At 57.8% G+C, this 17,775-nt stretch carries 21 protein-coding genes; 10 read left to right on the forward strand and 11 right to left on the reverse strand.

The features are described from left to right. Positions 1-87 precede the first annotated feature (87 nt). The 6 genes from AC1DHT_RS15990 to AC1DHT_RS16015 form a co-directional block, all read right to left on the reverse strand. Positions 88-1,077, reverse strand: a complete 990-nt coding sequence (locus AC1DHT_RS15990; protein ID WP_427544282.1) for a FecR family protein — start codon at positions 1,075-1,077, stop codon at positions 88-90. Next, positions 1,074-1,649, reverse strand: a complete 576-nt coding sequence (locus AC1DHT_RS15995; RefSeq protein WP_427544285.1) for an RNA polymerase sigma factor — start codon at positions 1,647-1,649, stop codon at positions 1,074-1,076. Before AC1DHT_RS15995 ends, AC1DHT_RS15990 begins: the two co-directional genes overlap by 4 nt. A gap of 199 nt (positions 1,650-1,848) precedes the next feature. Next, complete coding sequence (locus AC1DHT_RS16000) at positions 1,849-2,751, reverse strand: alpha/beta fold hydrolase (RefSeq protein WP_427544288.1); 903 nt, start codon at positions 2,749-2,751, stop codon at positions 1,849-1,851. Beyond that, a complete protein-coding gene (locus AC1DHT_RS16005) occupies positions 2,751-3,533 on the reverse strand; it encodes a class II aldolase/adducin family protein (protein WP_477761398.1) in 783 nt (260 codons plus the stop codon). Before AC1DHT_RS16005 ends, AC1DHT_RS16000 begins: the two co-directional genes overlap by 1 nt. 145 nt (positions 3,534-3,678) lie before the next feature. After that, positions 3,679-4,365: an LrgB family protein gene (locus AC1DHT_RS16010; protein ID WP_427544294.1), complete on the reverse strand. Its 687-nt coding sequence runs from the start codon at positions 4,363-4,365 to the stop codon at positions 3,679-3,681. After that, on the reverse strand, positions 4,355-4,741 hold the full coding sequence (locus AC1DHT_RS16015; protein ID WP_427544297.1) for a CidA/LrgA family protein: 387 nt from the start codon (positions 4,739-4,741) through the stop codon (positions 4,355-4,357). Before AC1DHT_RS16015 ends, AC1DHT_RS16010 begins: the two co-directional genes overlap by 11 nt. Before the next feature lie 96 nt (positions 4,742-4,837). Here AC1DHT_RS16015 and AC1DHT_RS16020 point away from each other — a divergent pair, with 96 nt between their 5' ends. Further along, a complete protein-coding gene (locus AC1DHT_RS16020) occupies positions 4,838-5,734 on the forward strand; it encodes a LysR family transcriptional regulator (RefSeq protein WP_427544300.1) in 897 nt (298 codons plus the stop codon). Here AC1DHT_RS16020 and AC1DHT_RS16025 read toward each other — a convergent pair. Continuing rightward, complete coding sequence (locus AC1DHT_RS16025) at positions 5,715-6,170, reverse strand: flavodoxin (RefSeq protein ID WP_427544302.1); 456 nt, start codon at positions 6,168-6,170, stop codon at positions 5,715-5,717. The genes AC1DHT_RS16020 and AC1DHT_RS16025 overlap by 20 nt on opposite strands. Before the next feature lie 154 nt (positions 6,171-6,324). On the opposite strand from AC1DHT_RS16025, the gene AC1DHT_RS16030 reads away from it, so the two are divergent. Beyond that, positions 6,325-6,780 carry a PAS domain-containing protein gene (locus AC1DHT_RS16030; protein ID WP_427544304.1) on the forward strand — a complete coding sequence of 152 codons (456 nt, stop codon included), beginning with the start codon at positions 6,325-6,327 and terminating at the stop codon, positions 6,778-6,780. 72 nt (positions 6,781-6,852) lie between these two features. Further along, on the forward strand, positions 6,853-7,458 hold the full coding sequence (locus AC1DHT_RS16035; protein ID WP_427533728.1) for a hypothetical protein: 606 nt from the start codon (positions 6,853-6,855) through the stop codon (positions 7,456-7,458). 3 nt (positions 7,459-7,461) lie between these two features. Here the strand turns inward: AC1DHT_RS16035 and AC1DHT_RS16040 are convergent, their stop codons facing one another. Then, the gene (locus tag AC1DHT_RS16040; protein WP_427544307.1) at positions 7,462-8,421 is read right to left on the reverse strand and encodes a MerR family transcriptional regulator; all 960 of its coding nucleotides are present in this window, start codon (positions 8,419-8,421) and stop codon (positions 7,462-7,464) included. 208 nt (positions 8,422-8,629) lie between these two features. On the opposite strand from AC1DHT_RS16040, the gene AC1DHT_RS16045 reads away from it, so the two are divergent. The 6 genes from AC1DHT_RS16045 (at position 8,630) to AC1DHT_RS16070 (ending at position 11,716) form a co-directional block, all read left to right on the forward strand. Then, a complete protein-coding gene (locus AC1DHT_RS16045; protein WP_427544310.1) occupies positions 8,630-9,199 on the forward strand; it encodes a putative antibiotic biosynthesis monooxygenase in 570 nt (189 codons plus the stop codon). Positions 9,200-9,326: 127 nt separating this feature from the next. Continuing rightward, positions 9,327-10,037, forward strand: coding sequence for a dihydromonapterin reductase (folM, locus tag AC1DHT_RS16050; RefSeq protein WP_427544313.1), 711 nt, complete (start codon positions 9,327-9,329; stop codon positions 10,035-10,037). A gap of 22 nt (positions 10,038-10,059) precedes the next feature. Continuing rightward, positions 10,060-10,620: a GTP cyclohydrolase I FolE gene (gene folE, locus AC1DHT_RS16055; RefSeq protein WP_427544316.1), complete on the forward strand. Its 561-nt coding sequence runs from the start codon at positions 10,060-10,062 to the stop codon at positions 10,618-10,620. Positions 10,621-10,622: 2 nt separating this feature from the next. Further along, on the forward strand, positions 10,623-10,994 hold the full coding sequence (gene folX / locus AC1DHT_RS16060; RefSeq protein ID WP_427533735.1) for a dihydroneopterin triphosphate 2'-epimerase: 372 nt from the start codon (positions 10,623-10,625) through the stop codon (positions 10,992-10,994). A 94-nt stretch (positions 10,995-11,088) separates the two neighbouring features. Beyond that, entirely contained in the window at positions 11,089-11,385 is a 297-nt protein-coding gene (locus tag AC1DHT_RS16065) for a DUF1244 domain-containing protein (protein WP_145022190.1), read from the forward strand. Then, positions 11,378-11,716, forward strand: coding sequence for a HopJ type III effector protein (locus AC1DHT_RS16070; protein WP_145022187.1), 339 nt, complete (start codon positions 11,378-11,380; stop codon positions 11,714-11,716). The genes AC1DHT_RS16065 and AC1DHT_RS16070 overlap by 8 nt, the downstream gene beginning before the upstream one ends. A gap of 184 nt (positions 11,717-11,900) precedes the next feature. On the opposite strand, the gene trxB is transcribed toward AC1DHT_RS16070, so the two are convergent. After that, a complete protein-coding gene (gene trxB / locus AC1DHT_RS16075; protein ID WP_427533738.1) occupies positions 11,901-12,863 on the reverse strand; it encodes a thioredoxin-disulfide reductase in 963 nt (320 codons plus the stop codon). Positions 12,864-13,178: 315 nt separating this feature from the next. Between trxB and cysZ the strand changes: the two genes are divergently transcribed. Then, the gene (gene cysZ, locus AC1DHT_RS16080; RefSeq protein WP_427544319.1) at positions 13,179-13,934 is read left to right on the forward strand and encodes a sulfate transporter CysZ; all 756 of its coding nucleotides are present in this window, start codon (positions 13,179-13,181) and stop codon (positions 13,932-13,934) included. Between the two features lie 113 nt (positions 13,935-14,047). Here the strand turns inward: cysZ and AC1DHT_RS16085 are convergent, their stop codons facing one another. Together AC1DHT_RS16085 and AC1DHT_RS16090 are read right to left on the reverse strand one after the other, a co-directional pair. Next, on the reverse strand, positions 14,048-16,807 hold the full coding sequence (locus AC1DHT_RS16085) for a hypothetical protein (protein ID WP_477749835.1): 2,760 nt from the start codon (positions 16,805-16,807) through the stop codon (positions 14,048-14,050). 312 nt (positions 16,808-17,119) lie between these two features. Further along, the gene (locus AC1DHT_RS16090; protein WP_427544325.1) at positions 17,120-17,770 is read right to left on the reverse strand and encodes a hypothetical protein; all 651 of its coding nucleotides are present in this window, start codon (positions 17,768-17,770) and stop codon (positions 17,120-17,122) included. Positions 17,771-17,775: the final 5 nt, after the last annotated feature.

The following is a 17,775-nucleotide window of genomic DNA, read 5'->3' on the forward strand; positions in this document are numbered from 1 at the left end:
CTTGCAGTACCCCAACCACTTTGAGCGTAGTCCCCATCCCTGCACGCAGCAGGAGGATTTTCAAGTGATCGGTAATGCGCTCGCCCCTCAGCGCAAAATGATCATCCGCCCCAACAGATTGTGCTGCTCGAACCCCAACACCCCTTGCAGGGAATCGAGCACTGCTTGCGGATCTTTGCTCGCAAAGCTGCCGCTGATCCGTCGTGCGGCCAGCTCGTCGTTGAGCACCACGATCCTTCCCGGGTAATAGCGGCCGAGGTCTTTCACCACATCGGCCAAGGGTGACTTGTAGTAATTGAGCCAACCCTGACGCCACGCCAGTTGCGCTTCACTGTCGACGGCGTGGAGTTTTGCCGCGCTGCCAGCGCCATAGGCCACTTGCTGGCCGGCCGTCAGCACCTGCTGCCCGGCGCCCTTGACCGGCGTGACTGCGACGCGTCCCGAGAGCACCGTCACCTGCGCGCCTGCCGGTTGCAATCGCACTTCGAACTGCGTCCCGAGCACCCGCGCCTCGCCCTGTTCTGCGTCGACCACAAAGGGCTCGCCGGTATGGCTCACGTTGAAAAAGGCCGCACCACGACGCAGCCGAACATGCCGTTCACCGCGGCTGAAATCCATGGCAATGGCACTGTCGGCATCGAGGGTGACCCGGGATTGGTCGGCCAGGGTCACGTTGCGCACTTCACCCGGCGCCGAGACATAGTCCGCCGCTAAATCATCGAACCAACGCGACGGCTGCCAGCCGGCACCGATCGAAACCATCAGCAGCAAGCAGGCGGCCATGGCCAAACCGCCAGACCAGCGCCACACACCGGAATGCCTGGAGCGATTCATCGCATTGAGGTAACCCTGCAAGGCAAAGGCCTCTTCCTCGGCCAGGGTGCGAGCCGGTACTCCGCTCATTTCCCAGACCACTTGAACTTGGGCGTAGGCTTCGGCATGCGCCGGATCGGCCTGCAACCAACGGCTGAACGTGGCGCGATCGCCGCTGCTCGGTTGGTCGTGCAACAGGCTCAGCCAGGCCAGCGCGGCCTGCTCCTGAGCCGGCGTCGGAGTGACGTTGGCGGTGTGATTCACGGGGCTGTCCCTGGCGTGCGTGATTCAGGTTCTCGCAGACTGGCCTTGCAGGCTTCGAGGGCGCGCATCATATGTTTTTCCACGGCGCTTTGGGAAAGCCCCATGGCCTTGGCGATTTCGGCATACGTGCGCCCGTGAATGCGGTTGAGCAAAAAAATCTGCCGGGTACGTTCGGGCAAACCGCGTAATGCCGCCTCGACATGGCGCAGGTCATTGCCGGCTTCCAGCGCTGCTTGTGGCTCGACGCTGAGATTGTGCTGTTGCTCTGGCAACCAGCCTTCGTTGAGCCTGACTCGCGCACCTTCGCTACGCAGATGATCGATAGCAATATTGCCGGCGCAGCGCAGCAAGTAAGTGCTGAGCTCTTCGACGTGCACCAATGGTCGGCGCCAGAAACGTAAAAACAGGTCCTGCACCAGGTCTGCGGCAGTCGCCCGACAGCCCACGCGCCGACTGACCAACGCTTCCATTTGCGGTCGCTGCGACAGGAATACCTGCAGAAAATACGCGCGACTGTCCGGGCTGTCGGAGCCGTCGATGTTCTGGGATTCGGGTGGGGTATTGATCATCAAAGGTCGACTCAACGTGGTCCATGCCCTACGCAGGGTCAACGGTGCGCCAATATTAATGATAAATATTCTCATGCGCAAAAGACTCTGACGAGAGCCCGTTACTCATTCGGTCTGCGCTGATTGCCGGATGCAGTGATTTGCAACGCGCGAGCCAAGCTGCTCCCGTGTGATGGGTGACAACAAGGGTCAATACGCGGAGTCAGGAACAGGCGGTTTTCAACGCGGGGGGATCCAGCTGGTCACGAAACGCCAGGTAGTGCTTGAGCACCTGGATCGGCGCCTCGATTTGCGGGTAATGACCAATTCCGCGTAGCAATACCGTGTCCGGATTGGGGATCAACTGGCGGTAGCGTTCGACCATATGGGCACCCGACACCGGGTCGACTTCGCCATCGATCACCCGCATCGCAACGGTGCCCGCTTGCATGGCCTTGACCCACCTGTCCCGCTGCATGCGGCGTTGCGGGATGTAGTTGATCAGTTTGTGCATGATCCGCGTGCCGCGGTTGTTGTCGATCAGGCTCCAGAAATCGTCCAGTTCACTTTCACTCGGACGGGTCCGGGGGCCAAAGACCTGTCGGAAACTCTTGACCAGCCCATCCCGACTGAACGCCCGTCCGATCATCCAGCCCAACGGACTGAGCAACAGCTTTTGCATCAGCACCGGCCGATGGGTTTCGGGAAACAGGCCACCGTTGAGGAACACACAACTGCCAATCTCGACACGCGCCTCAGTATGTCGGGCCAACAACTCCTGGGCCACGCTGTCACCGTAATCATGTGCCAGCAGGTGCACAGGCTGCCGGACACCCAGATATTCCAGTAGCGCCTGCTGCAAGTCGGCCTGCTCCAACAGGCAATACTCATGGTCCAGCGGCTTGGCCGAGTCGCCAAAACCCAGCATGTCGCAGGCGATCACTCGATACCGCTGGGTCAAGGGTTGCCACAGGTAATGCCAGTCCCAACTGGCAGTGGGGAATCCGTGAATCAGCAACAAGGGCTCACCCTGCCCGGCCACCCAATAGCGAATGGTCTGACCACGGAACACAAAGCTCTGACCGCGTTTGCGCCAGACGCACAGAGGGATCTCGGCGAGCGCCATCAGAGTCTGTAACCCGGGGCTTGTTGATCGAGTTTGCGCAGCAACGCCGGCCAGGCCAGCGCGCCACCCATCCCTTGAGCACTTTTGGTCACGCCGGCAATCATCGCCTTGGCACCCGCGAGAATCTGCGGTTCGATGGCAATCAGTTCAGCCCCGCCGTTCTGCGCCAGCACCTGGATCTCGCAGGCACGCTGGAAGGTGAACATCATCAAAAAGGTGTCGGCAATGCTGCTGCCACAGGTCAGTAGCCCTTGGTTGTGCAACATCAGAAAATTGTTTTCACCGAGGTCGGCTTGCAGGCGCGCCTTTTCCTCGTGGTTGAGCGCGACACCTTCATAGGCGTGATACGCCAGGCTGGACAGCACAAACAGTGATTGCTGGCTGATGGGCAATACGCCCTGCTTCTGCGCGGAAACCGCCACACCGGCCGCCGTGTGGGTATGCAGCACGCACACCACGTCGTGACGCACTTCATGCACGGCGCTGTGGATGGTGTATCCGGCGGGATTGATCTCGTAGGGGCTGTGCATCAGCTTGTTGCCGGCCTGATCGACTTTGACCAGGCTCGATGCGGTAATTTCGTGAAACATCATTCCGAACGGATTAATCAAAAAATCTTCAGTCCCCGGCACCTTGGCGGAAATGTGGGTGAAGATCAGATCGTCCCACCCCTGCAACGCCACCAGCCGATAGCAGGCCGCCAGATCGACACGGGTTTGCCACTCGGCGGCGCTAACTTGGTCTTTTACATCGGATGTCGATTGAACGGGGGTTACGCTCACGGCGAGGACCTCTGGTTCTTATTATTTATTTCGTAGGGGTAAACGCAGTCTAGTCAGCTGTCGGGGTTCGTGTAGTTGCATTCGCAGCCAGCTTACTGACCCAACGAGTCAGCAAGCCTGCGGCCGCTAAATGAGGTGAACGCCGTCACAACACCCATGTCAGCAGCGGCGCTGCAAACAGGTTCAACAACCCGGTCAGCACCATCACCAAGCCCGCCACCGAGCCCTCTTCGCCGCCCACTTCACGGGCACGGCTGACGCCTGCACCGTGCGCGCCGACGCCAAACAAGGCGCCGCGTGCCAAGGCGCTGCGCAAGGGTAGCCACTTGAGCAAAATGCCGCCCAGCGCGGCGCCAAAGACGCCGGTGAACATCACGAATACCGCCGTCAAGTCCGGCACTCCGCCAAGGTCATGGGCCAACGGCATGGCGAATGGCGTGGTAATCGAGCGAGGCACCAGTGACATCGTCACCGAACTGTCCAGCGCCAGGGCCTTGGCCAGACCGAACGAGCTGCCGATCGATACCGCACTGCCCGCCAACATCCCCAGCAACAACGCCGACCAATGGCGTATCAACAATTGCCGCTGCAGCCAGATCGGTACCGCGAACGCCACGGTGACCGGCCCCAGTACCAGCATCAACCAATGAGTGTTGCTCGAATACTCGGCGTATGCGGTATGCAGCGGCACGGCGATCGCCAGCAACATGGCGGGTACCAGAATCAGCGGTGACAACAGGTAACGCCCGCTGCGCCGATAAATCCAGCGACTGAACAGGTAGGCCGCCAGGGTAAAGACCAGCCAGAACACTGGCATCCACTCAAGCTTCATGACGCATCCTCCAGCGGCAAACCAGCTCTACCGTAAACGCGGTCACGACCATCACCATCAGCGTGCTGACACCAATGACCACCAGGATTCGCCAGCCCTCTTCACGCAGCAGGCCGCCATAGTCGAGCAGGCTCATCAGTGCCGGAATAAAGAACAGCAGCATCTCGGCCATCAGCAAGCCGGCGCCCATTTGCAAGGTCGCCGGTTTGACCCAGCCCAGAGCAAACGCCAGCAGCAACAGCGCCAGGCCGATCACCCCACCCGGAATCGGCCAGGCAAACCAGACGGCCAACTGACAACCAAGCAGGTAGATGACCAGCAGTACCGTCAGCTCAGCGACCAGGCGACCCAGGTGTTTCAGCATTGATGTGTTCATTTTTTCGCTCCTTACAGGCGCTCATTTTAAGGAGCCGGCTGTCATCCCCGAAGCGAATTGTTAGACTCATAACTATTCCAGACTGGAATTACACATATGGAATTCAAACAGCTGCGCAGCTTCGTCGAAGTCATCCACCAGGGCGGCTTTACCCAAGCAGCCAAGACCTTGCACATCAGCCAATCGGCAGTGAGCAAACAGGTCGCTCAACTCGAACACAGCCTGGGCACGCCTCTGCTGGAGCGCCTCGGTTCGCAGATTCGTCTGACGGCCGCCGGTGGCGTGGTCTTGCAGCGCGCCGAAGGCATGCTGCGGCTGCGCAACGAACTGCTCAGCGAACTGGATGACCTGAGTCAACTGGCGCGGGGAGAACTGCGTCTGGGATTACCACTGCTGGGCAGTGATGCTCTATTTGCCGGGTTGTTCGCCGAGTACCGACGCCGTTATCCGAACATCAACGTGCAGCTACTTGAAGGCGGAAGCCTGAATATCGAGCAAGCCGTGTTGAGCGGCGAACTGGAACTGGGCGGCAGCCTTCTACCGAAAGACCCGCAGTTCGCCTTTCAGCCGTTCTGTGACGAGCCTCTGGATGCGTTATTACCCGCCGATCATCCACTGGCCATGAATAGTCACATTCGATTGGAAGAGCTGGCGGACACACCGTTTCTGCTTTATCAGCGCAGCTTCGTGCTCAACGACCGTTTGCTCCAGGCGTGCCAGCAACTGGGTTTCACGCCAAAGGAAGGTGGGCGCAGCGGCCAGGCGGACTTTCTTGCGGCGCTGGTGGCCGCTGGGCAAGGCGTGGTGTTGCTGCCCAGCGTGGTGGCACGCGGGCTGGTCAGGCCCGGGGTGGTGCGCCTGACCTTGCAAGCGCCGAGTTACCTGCGCTGGGACATCGCGTTTATCTGGCGTCAGGGCGCCTACCTTTCAAAAGCCGCCCAGGCCTGGCTCGCGTTACTGCGCGAGCGCCCGGTCAGCCGCGCAGCGCGCTGATCAATTCTGCCAACCAGGGTTCGGCGTCAGTTTCCGGGGTCACGCTTTCGCTGGCGTCCAGGCGCAGCATGGGCAGCACTTCGCGCACGCCCACCTCAGCGAACAGCTCACGTATTTGTTCGCCGCCACCACAGAAGGTATCGCCGTAGCTGGCATCCCCCAGGCCAATCACCGCTCCCGGTAAACCGCGCCAGGCAGCGGGCAGTTGATCGCGAATCATCGAATACAGCGGTTGCAGGTTGTCCGGCAACTCGCCCATGCCCGTGGTCGAGGTGACGGCCAGAAAGGCTTCGGGAGCGAACGCCTGGACATCGGCCAGGGTTGCACGCGGGTTGTGCCAGGCGTCAAAACCTGCAGCCTTGAGAAGTTTGGCCGCATGCCGGGCGACTTCTTCAGCCGTGCCGTACACCGAGCCGGAAAGAATGGCGACTTTCATCAATCTGATCCTGATGCAGAGTAAAAGGCCCGGATATTAACAGCTGAGGCAAAAAAGCTGCGAATGCCTTGCAAATAGGTCTGGTGGCCAGTGGACAGTCCGCAACCATGTCATAGAATGCAGCATCATCATTCGATGCAGAAAGGACTCTCTGATGATCAATGCCCAGCTGATGCAATTAGTAATCAACGCTTCAAATGATGGAATTGTCATCGCGGAAAGGGAAGGCGAAGATAACATCCTGATTTACGTTAACCCCGCCTTCGAAAAACTGACCGGCTACAGTGCTGAAGAAATCCTGTATCAGGACTGTCGCTTTCTTCAGTCTGGGGATCGCGATCAGGCCGCACTGGAGCTGATCCGCGAAACACTGCGTGATGGGAAGTCCTGCCGGGAAATTCTGCGCAACTACCGCAAGGACGGCACACACTTCTGGAATGAGCTGTCGCTTTCAATGGTGTACAACAAACACGACAAGCAGACTTATTTCATCGGCGTGCAGAAAGACGTCACTGCTCAGGTCAAGGCGCAACAGCGGGTTGAACAACTGGAAGCCCAGCTGGCTGAAGTCCAGGCAGAGCTTCAGGCACTCAAAGCGACAAACGGTTAAAACAAGCTGTCGAATTAATGGTCATTAACTACAATCACCAATAACTTTGTAATTATTTCTTTCGAGCTAACCATGCACCGCGATGCCCTTCTGACTCAGGATGAACTGGATTTCATCCAGACCATGCAGCACAACCCGCAGCTTAACGTTCGCGATGCGACGTCGAGCCTGCTGGTTAATGGGGGCTCGCAAATCCGTGATTTATTGACACGTCTGGCGGCCAATGAGCAGGTCACCATTCAGGCACATTTCGAAAATCAGCAAATGACCTTTCCGCTACATTTGGTGGAAGATGAGTTTCATGCACTGCATTTGCGCCTGGGCGTACCCAGCATCTACGAGGACGGGCCGATGGTTCGCCCCTGGCGTCTGGCGCTTGAAGAGCCCGTAGCCCTGGAGAACGCCAAAGGCCAACCCGGCACGTTCTGGGTCCACGAAGTGTCGTTCAAAGGCGTTTTGCTGGAAGTACGCAACCGCACCAAGCCGCCGAAAAGTTTCGCGCTGTGGTTCAGCCCTTCAGGCTACGAACGCATTGCATTGCGCGGGACCTTCGAACGAGAAACCGAACAGGGCTATTACGCCTATCGGCTCAACCAAAGCGACAAGGATGAAACCGAACGCCTGCGTCAGTTCATTCTTCAGCAGCATCGCCTGACACATCCCGCGCTGCACATCTGAGCCTCAGGTATCGAGCGTTCCCGCGAGAAACTGCTGCAAACGCTGCTGCATCACCCCCCCTTCACTTCCAATACAGCCAATCGACGATCCGCTCAGGCTCTCTTGCGCCAGATCCGCCGAATCTCCAGCCAGTATCAGGCGACAATCCAGGCCCATAGCCAGCCGATTCAGACGGCGAGTGAAGTCAGGTGCAGGCGCTTGATTGGAAAACAATACCAGCGCGTGCGGTTTGATCCTGTCACAGACCAGGGTCAGCTCATCAAATGGTTGCCCCAGTGCCAGTGTCCTGATACCTACCTGCGTACTGCCCATATACAAAGCCGTCAATAGCAACTCAAGCTTATGGCAGTGCGAATCAATGGCAGAAACGATCACCTGCAACGGCTGCCCACCTCGTAACAATGCCAGTCGCTGGAGAACTCTGGCACGAAGAAACATATCCAGCATCGCCCACTCACTGGTTTGTCCAAACAATTCATGATGCTGAAGCAATTGCGTCCACAGCGGCATGAAAATGTCCTGGAACGTCACCGTCAATGAATAAGTGGAAAATACCTGACCGTAAATCCGCCCCAACTCCGCATCGTCAAAATTGCAGATTGCCGCGCTGATCTGCGCTTGCCACTGGGCATAGTCGGCCTGAACCAGTTCATCCGGGATGACGCTCGACAACGCCGGGACCTCGCTGGTCTTCGCCAGAATCCTGCCCACCTTGCTGACTGCCACGCCACGTCCGATCCAGCCAAGAATGCTCTGAACCCGTTCAATATCGGTCATGGAATACAGCCGATGCCCACTTTCGGTGCGTGTTGGCTGGATCAATCCATAGCGCCGCTCCCAGGCGCGCAAGGTCACCGGATTGACGCCCGTCAGGCGCGCCACTTCACGGATCGGGAACAGTTGCTCTTGCTTCTCCAGACGAGAAAATTGCACGGTCTGGGGAGGATCAGTCGTCGTAATCATAAGTTCTTGGACGTCCGTGTCAGATTGGATCCCATTTATCTCTCATCATATTCCTACATTGCAAGAGCTATACATCCGACAATCTGTCGAGTGCATTTGAAAAACCAGGAATAATCCTTGCTTGTTTTTAAACGCAGCCCTTTATCCCGGTGCTGCGTTTTGTACGCCTCCTACCCGGAACCGCGTGCTTGTCCTACGGAGATACACAATGTCTACCTCACCCGTCACCCTGATGGTTGCGCGTCGCGTTGCCAACGGGCGTTATCAGGACCTGATCGCCTGGCTGCGCGAAGGCGAACAACTGGCCACCGATTTTCCCGGCTATCTCGGCTCTGGCGTGCTCGCCCCGCCGGTCGGAGATGACGAATTCCAGATTATCTTCCGCTTCGCCGATGGGCAGACTCTGCATGCCTGGGAGCATTCCGCCTCGCGCACGGCGTGGCTGGCACGCGGCAGCGAGTTGTTTGCCCACCCTTCCGAGTATCGGGTCAGCGGCATCGACGGTTGGTTCGGTGCGGTCGGGCAACGTCCACCTCGCTGGAAACAGGCCGTGGCGATCTGGCTGGCATTTTTTCCGGTCTCGCTACTGTTCAACTTTGTACTCGGCCCACTGCTGAGCGACATGAGCCTGCTGACTCGTGTATTCGTCAGCACCCTGGCCTTGACGCCGTTGATGGTCTACGTCTTTATTCCGCTGTCGACCCACCTGCTGACCGGCTGGTTGAACAACACAGCAGGGCGGTCATTGCCCGCGGCACCGTCCACCCAGAATCGCTGAAAGATCGCAGGCTCGCTGTGAGATTGGGTCGTGCGGCTGTGGGAGCAGCCGGAACCTGCGATCTTTTCAAGGCATTGCGCAAGCTGTCGCTGGTATAGTTTTGCCATACCCGCGATGCGAGCCATCCATGACCTCTTCCTCAGCTCCGATCCTCATTACCGGCGCCAGCCAACGTGTCGGCCTGCACTGCGCGCAGCGGCTGCTGGAAGAAGGTCACCGCGTGATCATCAGCTACCGCAGCGAACGCCCGGGCGTGCAAACACTGCGCGACCTTGGCGCGATTGCACTGTTTGCCGACTTCTCCAGCGAAGCCGGGATCCTGGCGTTCATCACGCAATTGAAAGCCCATACCCGGAGCTTGCGGGCAATTGTGCATAACGCTTCCGCCTGGCTGGCCGAAACCCCTGACACCGAAGTGGCCGCATTCACCCAGATGTTCAGCGTGCACATGCTTGCGCCCTACTTGATCAACCTGCATTGTGCCGACTTGCTGCAGCACTCCAGCCCCGCCGACATCGTGCATATCAGCGACGATGTCACGCGCAGGGGCAGCAGCAAGCACATCGCTTATTGCGCCACTAAAGCCGGGCTCGACAGCCTGACCCTTTCCTTCGCCGCGAAATACGCCCCGAAAATCAAGGTCAACGGTATCGCGCCGGCCCTGCTACTGTTTAATCCCGACGACAACGCGGCGTACCGCGCCAAAGCCCTGGCCAAGTCCGCGCTGGGTATCGAACCCGGCAGCGAGGTTGTCTACCAGAGCTTGCGCTACTTGCTGGACAACCCTTATGTCACCGGCACGACCCTGACCGTCAACGGCGGACGGCACCTCAAGTAGGCCGCCCCCGCGAGGATGTTCCATGACGTTATCCCTGTCCCAGAGCTACCGTGAAATCCTGATCGGCCTGGGCGAAGACCCCGACCGCGAGGGTTTGCAAGACACCCCGATGCGTGCGGCCAAGGCCATGCAGTACCTGTGTCATGGTTACGAACAGAGCGTCGACGAGATCGTCAATGGCGCGCTGTTCGCCTCTGACAACGATGAAATGGTGATCGTCGACGACATCGAGCTCTACTCGCTCTGCGAACATCACCTGCTGCCCTTCATCGGCAAGGCCCATGTGGCTTATATTCCCACCGGCAAGGTGTTGGGCCTGTCGAAGATCGCGCGAATCGTCGACATGTTCGCCCGGCGTTTGCAGATCCAGGAAAACCTCACCCGGGAAATCGCCGAGGCGGTGCAGCGCGTCACCCAGGCCGCCGGTGTTGCGGTAGTGATCGAGGCCCAGCACATGTGCATGATGATGCGCGGCGTCGAGAAACAGAATTCGACCATGAACACCTCGGTGATGCTCGGCGCCTTTCGCGAGTCGAGCAACACCCGCCAGGAGTTCCTGCAATTGATTGGACGGAGCAAGTAGCAATGCCACAACTTCAACCAGGAATGGCCCGCATTCGGGTCAAGGACCTGTGTCTGCGGACCTTCATCGGAATCAACGAGGACGAAATCCTCAACAAGCAGGATGTGCTGATCAACCTGACCATCCTCTATGCAGCCCAAGACGCCGTGCGCGACAACGATATCGATCATGCGCTCAATTACCGCACCATTACCAAGGCGATCATCGCCCATGTGGAAGGCAACCGGTTCGCCCTGCTCGAACGCCTGACCCAGGAGATACTCGATCTGGTCATGGCCAACCAAAGCGTGCTTTACGCCGAAGTCGAAGTCGACAAACCCCACGCCCTGCGTTTCGCCGAGTCGGTATCGATAACGCTTGCAGCGAGCCGCTAGCTACAAGCGGCAAGCTTCAAGCTGTAAACTTCCAGCCACCGCAATCCCGCTTGCAGCTTGAAGCTTGCCGCTTGAAGCTGTCTCAGAGAGACCTATGACCGAACAACAACGCCTGGAACTTGAAGCTGCTGCGTTCCGCCGACTGGTCGCGCACCTGGACAGTCGCAAGGATGTACAGAACATCGACCTGATGAACCTCGCGGGTTTCTGCCGCAACTGCCTGTCCAAGTGGTACAAGGCCGCCGCCGACGAACGCCAGATCGAGGTCAGCCTCGATGACGCCCGCGAAGTGGTTTACGGCATGCCGTACGCCGAGTGGAAAGCCCAATACCAGCAAGAAGCCAGCGCCGACCAGCAAGCGGCGTTCGCCAAAGGAAAAACCCATGACTGACCTGAACACCCTGCGCGCCAGCCTCAAGAGCGGCGAACATGCCTTCGCCGATACCCTGGCGTTCATCGCTGCTGGCTATGATTACCAGCCACAAGCCTTCAACAACGGTGGCGTGGAAAACGCCGCCGGACAGAACGAAGGCTCGTGCAAGACCCTCGGCCTGGCGCTGCTGGAAGGCTTGAGTGACGAAGAAGCGCTGCTGGCGTTTGGTGAGCATTACCGCTCTGTGGTTGCTACGCCGGATGGCAGTGACCATGGCAACATCCGCGCATTGATTGCGCAGGGTTTGGCCGGCGTTAAGTTCTCGCAACAACCACTGACCCGCCGCTAATTCCTGCCTGAAATGCAATCCCGGTGGGAGCAAGCCTGCTCGCGATAGCGGTTTGTCAGCCAACACAAGTGCTGAATGTAAAGCCGCCATCGCGAGCAGGCTCGCTCCCACAATGAACAGTATTGCCTGTTAAATCGCGGGTGCAAAAAAACCGGCCGAGGCCGGTTTTTTCATTTCAACGATTTCAGAACTTGGCGTTCTGCAGGTCATCCAGGTAACGCTCTGCGTCCAGGGCCGCCATGCAACCAGCGCCGGCCGAGGTGATCGCCTGACGGTAAACGTGGTCAGCCACGTCGCCAGCAGCAAAGATGCCTTCAAGGCTGGTCGCCGTTGCATTGCCTTCACGACCGCCCTGCACCACCAGATAACCGTCTTTCAAGGTCAGCTGGCCTTCGAACAGCGACGTGTTCGGGGTGTGGCCGATGGCGATGAACACGCCGTCGACTTTCAGCTCGTCGAAGCTGCCGTCGTTGTTCTTCAAACGAGCGCCGGTCACGCCCATGTTGTCGCCCAGCACTTCGTCCAGCGTCGAGTTCAGCTTCAGGACGATCTTGCCTTCGGCAACCCGTGCGTGCAGCTTGTCGATCAGGATTTTCTCGGCGCGGAAGGTCTCGCGACGGTGAATCAGGGTCACTTTGCTGGCGATGTTGGCCAGGTACAGCGCCTCTTCGACAGCGGTGTTGCCGCCACCGACCACGGCCACTTCACGGTTGCGGTAGAAGAAACCATCGCAGGTTGCGCAGGCCGACACGCCTTTGCCCATGAAGGTCTCTTCCGACGGCAGGCCCAGGTAACGAGCGCTGGCACCGGTCGCGATGATCAGTGCGTCGCAGGTGTAAGTGGCGCTGTCGCCCGTCAGGGTGTACGGCTTGGAGGCGAAATCGACGGCGTTGATGTGGTCGAAAACGATTTCGGTCTCGAAGCGCTCGGCGTGTTCTTTCATCCGCTCCATCAGTGCCGGGCCAGTCAGGCCGTGCACGTCGCCCGGCCAGTTGTCGACTTCGGTGGTGGTGGTCAATTGACCGCCAGCCTGCATGCCCGTGATCAGCAACGGCTTGAGGTTGGCGCGGGCAGCATAGACCGCAGCGCTGTAACCGGCAGGGCCGGAACCGAGAATAATCACTCGCGAATGACGTACATCAGACATGACTCACTCCTATCGACCGGCCGGTATTACCTGGCGCGGAACGCCGGATGACCGGCTGGAATAAAAAAAGGACTGTGCAGGCACTTGGGGAAGCGCCGTAGTTGGACAGCCCTGAAAAATAATGGGTGCAGCGTATCGAGGAGGCGAAGATTAAGGAAATACGGATTAACAATCCAGCTCATAGGCGGTCTCTATCCCCTGGAGGCTGATTTAAAGGCGCCTTTGTTACAGTTAATGTCGATGTCGTTACCGCACTTTCGCCTGTGTGGCAAAGCCGGTAAGGTCGGCGCGTTTTCTCATTGTTCGGAGCACGCTATGCCCGCCCCCGTTCTGTCCGGCCCGCAATACCTGCGCGAAGGCCTGAAGCTGGTCTTGAGTCCCGGCCTGCGTTTGTTCGTGTTGTTGCCGCTGGTCATCAACCTGGTGCTGTTCGTCGGATTGATTTACTTCGCCGGCCATCAGTTCAGCCTGTGGGTCGACTCCCTGATGCCTTCACTGCCGAGCTGGCTGAGTTTTCTCAGCTATGTACTTTGGCCGTTGTTCGTCGTTCTGGTGGCGCTGATGGTGTTTTTCACCTTCACCATGATCGCCAACGTGATCGCCGCGCCCTTCAACGGTTTTCTCGCGGAGAAAGTTGAAGTGGTGGTGCGTGGCACTGACGACTTCCCGACCTTCAGTTGGAGCGAACTGATCGCGATGATCCCGCGCACGTTCGCCCGGGAAATGCGCAAACTCGGCTACTTCCTGCCCAGGGCCCTCGCGTTGCTGATCCTGTCATTCATCCCGGTGGTCAACCTGGTCGCTGCACCGCTGTGGCTGCTGTTCGGCGTATGGATGATGGCGATCCAGTACATCGATTACCCGGCGGATAACCACAAACTGGGCTGGAACGAGATGCTCGCCTGGCTGCGCCAAAAACGCTGGCAGAGCATGAGTTTTGGCGGCATCGTTTATCTGGTGCTGCTGATTCCGCTGGTCAACGTCCTGATGATGCCGGCGGCCGTGGCTGGCGCGACGTTGTTTTGGGTGCGTGAGCGTGGCGACCATGCACTGAAGAAAAGCTCCGTCTGAGCAAGAACCGCTGTCGCGGCCGAGCCGCGGACGGTTGCATAACGGGCGACGCAGCACTTAAAAAGAAGCCCACGCAAGGATCCTGCGTGGGCTTTTGTTTGAACGACCGCCCTCTATGTCACCGTAAGAGTAACCACTGGGGAATCTAGCCCAGCAGGGATTTCTAGAACACGGATGTAATGGGTTCCCTTGCCAAGGGTTATGGACCTGGTTTCCTCACCCACTCCATTCACAGAAAAGGGGCCGTCCGAGACCATAGCGCTAACAATCTTGCCCTGTTTTCCAGGTGTAATCTTCACGGTCACTTCCACACGGCCATCCGTGATGATGTCGCCATCGAAGATAGGACGTCCTCCATTGGTGTAGGTCATCTTGGTGATTTTCGGATTCTCACCGCTTCTCACAGTAATGGTGTAGGTCGCTGATCGCGTCCCGCCGACACCTTGCTCTACGGCTATGAGCTCATACGTTTCTCGAGACAGCACCGTCGTCTTGAACTCCCACTTGCCAGGCGCCGTTATCGTGGCTGCCTTCTGCTTGATGGCGCCATAGTAAATGTCGACGTTCTTACCGGTAGCTACCGTGCCTTTGAGCATCAACGGTGTTTCGCTGGTCGTGCCGGTATCGCCAAGCAGAAAGCCTTTGTTGTCCCACACTTCGTTAATCGCCGGATTCACCGCCGCCGTCACGGTAACGGTCCGGGTCGCTGAYTCCGTCCCGCCGACACCTTGCTCTACGGCTTTGAACCTATATTCTCTTAGAGAAGACAGTACCGACGTCTCGAACTCCCACTTGCCAGGCTCCGTTATCGTGGCTTGCCCCAGCTTGCTGGCGCCGTCGAAAATGTCGACTTTTTGATCGTCAGCTACCGTGCCTGTCAGCTTCAACGGTGTTTTGTTGGTCGTGACGGTATCGCCAATCGTCGTGCCTGCGACGTCCYTCACTTCGTTAATCGYCGGWTTCACCGCCGCCGTCACGGTAACGGTCCGGGTCGCTGAYTCCGTCCCGCCGACACCTTGCTCTACGGCTTTGAACCTATATTCTCTTAGAGAAGACAGCACCGACGTCTTGAACTCCCAATTGCCAGGCTCCGTTATCGTGGCTTGCCCCAGCTTGCTGGCGCCGTCGAAAATGTCGACTTTTTGACCGTCATCTACCGTGCCTGTCAGCGTCAACGGTGTTTTGTTGGTCGTGACGGTATCGCCAATCGTCGTGCCTGCGACGTCCTTCACTTCGTTAATCGTCGGTTGCACCAACTCGACTACGGTAAAAATCCAGACACCCGAATCCACCCCCGGCCTCACCTCGACCCTGATCGGATGCTCTGATTGACTCAAGTCGATCAGCTCGCACAGCCAGACACCGTCCTTTCCAGTCGTGACGCTGTCGATGTGCTGCTCGCCATCAAAAACTTTCAATTCCTGGTAAGGCAACGCTGTGCCTTCAAGTTTTACCCTGGTATCCCTGGTCTTGCTGCCATGGGGGACAGGCTTGCCGTTGGAGTCTGTCACCTTCTCGATCGTGGGTTTGCTGGCCTGCACCGCCACCGTAAAACTCCGCGGTGCGGACTCTGCCGGCCGATCATCGCCATAGCGCCCCACGGCTTTCAAAACATGTTCTCTATTGCTGAACGTCTTCCTCAGCTCCCAGATACCATCGTAAACCCTGAGCAAAGCCACTGAAGTCTTGCGATCAAAGATCTCGACTTCGTAACCATCCTCTGCCTTGCCTTCCAGCTTCAGGTCGCCATCCAGCGTTGTTTCGCCCTCGCCCACAGGCTCGCCCTTGCTGTCTTTCACTGTATCGATGGTGGGTGCCTGCAACTCTTCCACCCGGAATTTCCAGACATCAGACGTCAGCCCCTTGGGCCCCTCGACGAAAATCTTGTGGTCTGACTCGCTTAAGCGTTCGAGCCTGTGCTCCCAATCGCCCTGTTCATTGGCCGTGGGGTTGCCCACAATCGATTCTCCATCAAAAATCTCGAGAAGCTGATTGGGCTCGGCGCGGCCTTTGAGTTTGACCGTGGTGTACTTGGTCGTACCGGGGTTGGATATCTCGACACCCTTGAGATCGATCACCGTGGTGATCTCAGGCTTTGCTACCTCGACATTTTTAACAGTATAAATTCGCTCCTCGAAAGGGAACGCCTGAGTCCTGTCGTCTTCCTTATTCAGTGCGACCTCGACGAAGACCTTCAACAGCGAGCCATTGAGTAACGCCTTGAAGTAGTCGTAAGGCACCTTCACCTCGCGATAACCTTGATCGAGCCAGTCGTCATCCACCGGCTCCGATTCCATCACGGAGTACGGGTGATCTCCACCACCGGCGTTCTTGCCCTCCAGGTCAACCCAGCACCGTTGATTTTTGGCCCACAGCGGCCAGCCTCCAAGATATACCGTGCACTCGGCAGTGTTACTGGTCAGGTCCAGTTCTGGGCCATGACCGTTGTCCTGAGCCTGGGGGATCCGGGCGGCTTTCAACTCTTCTCGGGGCAGGGGGAGCACGTTGAGAATCCGCGGATCAGAGGTTTTTTCGATCTCGTCTTTACGCAGGATGGTGTAGGTCATCCACATTTTTTTGCCCAGAAGAAACGCAACGGCATCATTCCCCAAATTCACACGCCTGGGGTTTGACGACCCTAGACGCACCGGCCAGCTCTTGGACTTTCCACCTTCCGGGGTGCCGGGCTCACCAATCGTTTCGACATAGATCATGTCATCGGGATCCAGTTTATCCGTACGTATCAGCACTCCGAACGCGTCGATGGTGCTGAATGAGTCCAGATCATCGTCACCCACCGTCGGATAGACGTCAAAACTGTCGAGATCCGGGATAGGGGCGTGTGTTTCGGGTGCGTTAACTTTAGCGGTCATGAGCAATCTCCATTTCGCAAGAGTCGCCGCAACGTGAGCGGCAGCGTTGACGCCATCTAACACCTGGCTCCAAGGCGCTGGCCACTGTCAGAAATAACAGGTAGGCCGCAGTTTCCGACCAGCGGTGAGGAGCGCTTGATAGTCAGATATGAACGTGCAGGCGAAAGCAGCTCCGGGTGATTGCACGCAAAGGCGTGTTCCGGATTTTGTGTAAACGAGCACGTTAAAATGCAGCTTCGCCACTGCACAATGATGCAGACGAAGGGTAACGGCAGACCATCAATCTGCCGTGCTGTACGCAATGAACCAGTGCTACTTCGTCATGAAATACTCAAACATGCGGCTGATGTCAGACGATTCACCCGCAACCTCTTGTCTCACCAAAATGTGCTTTCTGCCAGTGCCGAAATCGAAGTCAAATTCGAATTCCCAAGTGCCACTGCCTGGCGTCATCTTGGCGGTGCCCAATTCACTATTGTCATGATTCAGCACTCGAACCGATATCGCCTCCGTCCAACAGGTTCCTTTGATCGTATTCCGCCCTACTTTCAAGCGCTGTTGATCACTCGGACTGGTAATCGCCGGTGCACAGCGTGCCTCGGTGACTCGGAACTGACGCAGTAAAGTTGGCTCAGAAGGCACCCCTCCCACGAATTCCACGACCTTGACATGCTTGTCGCCTGCATCCCAAATGCGGCTATAGTACCAATGCGTGATATCGTCACTGTTGATAATGGCATCGGCCAACTTGCTATTGTCATGGCTCCACAATTCAACCCTGGCGCCCGCCGAACACTTCCCCTCAAGATACACACGGCCGACAATGTATGTGCGTCCGTTTAAAGGCGCAATAATCGTCGGCATTTTGAGGGCTGGCGCGACCGCTCCCGTGTCCTCTCCCTCTCCACTGTCAGATAGGCTGGTTGCTGGTTTGTTGGACGTGGGTTCTTCTCGGGCAGTCATGATCT

It is taken from the genome of Pseudomonas sp. 05N432 (genome assembly GCF_056396945.1).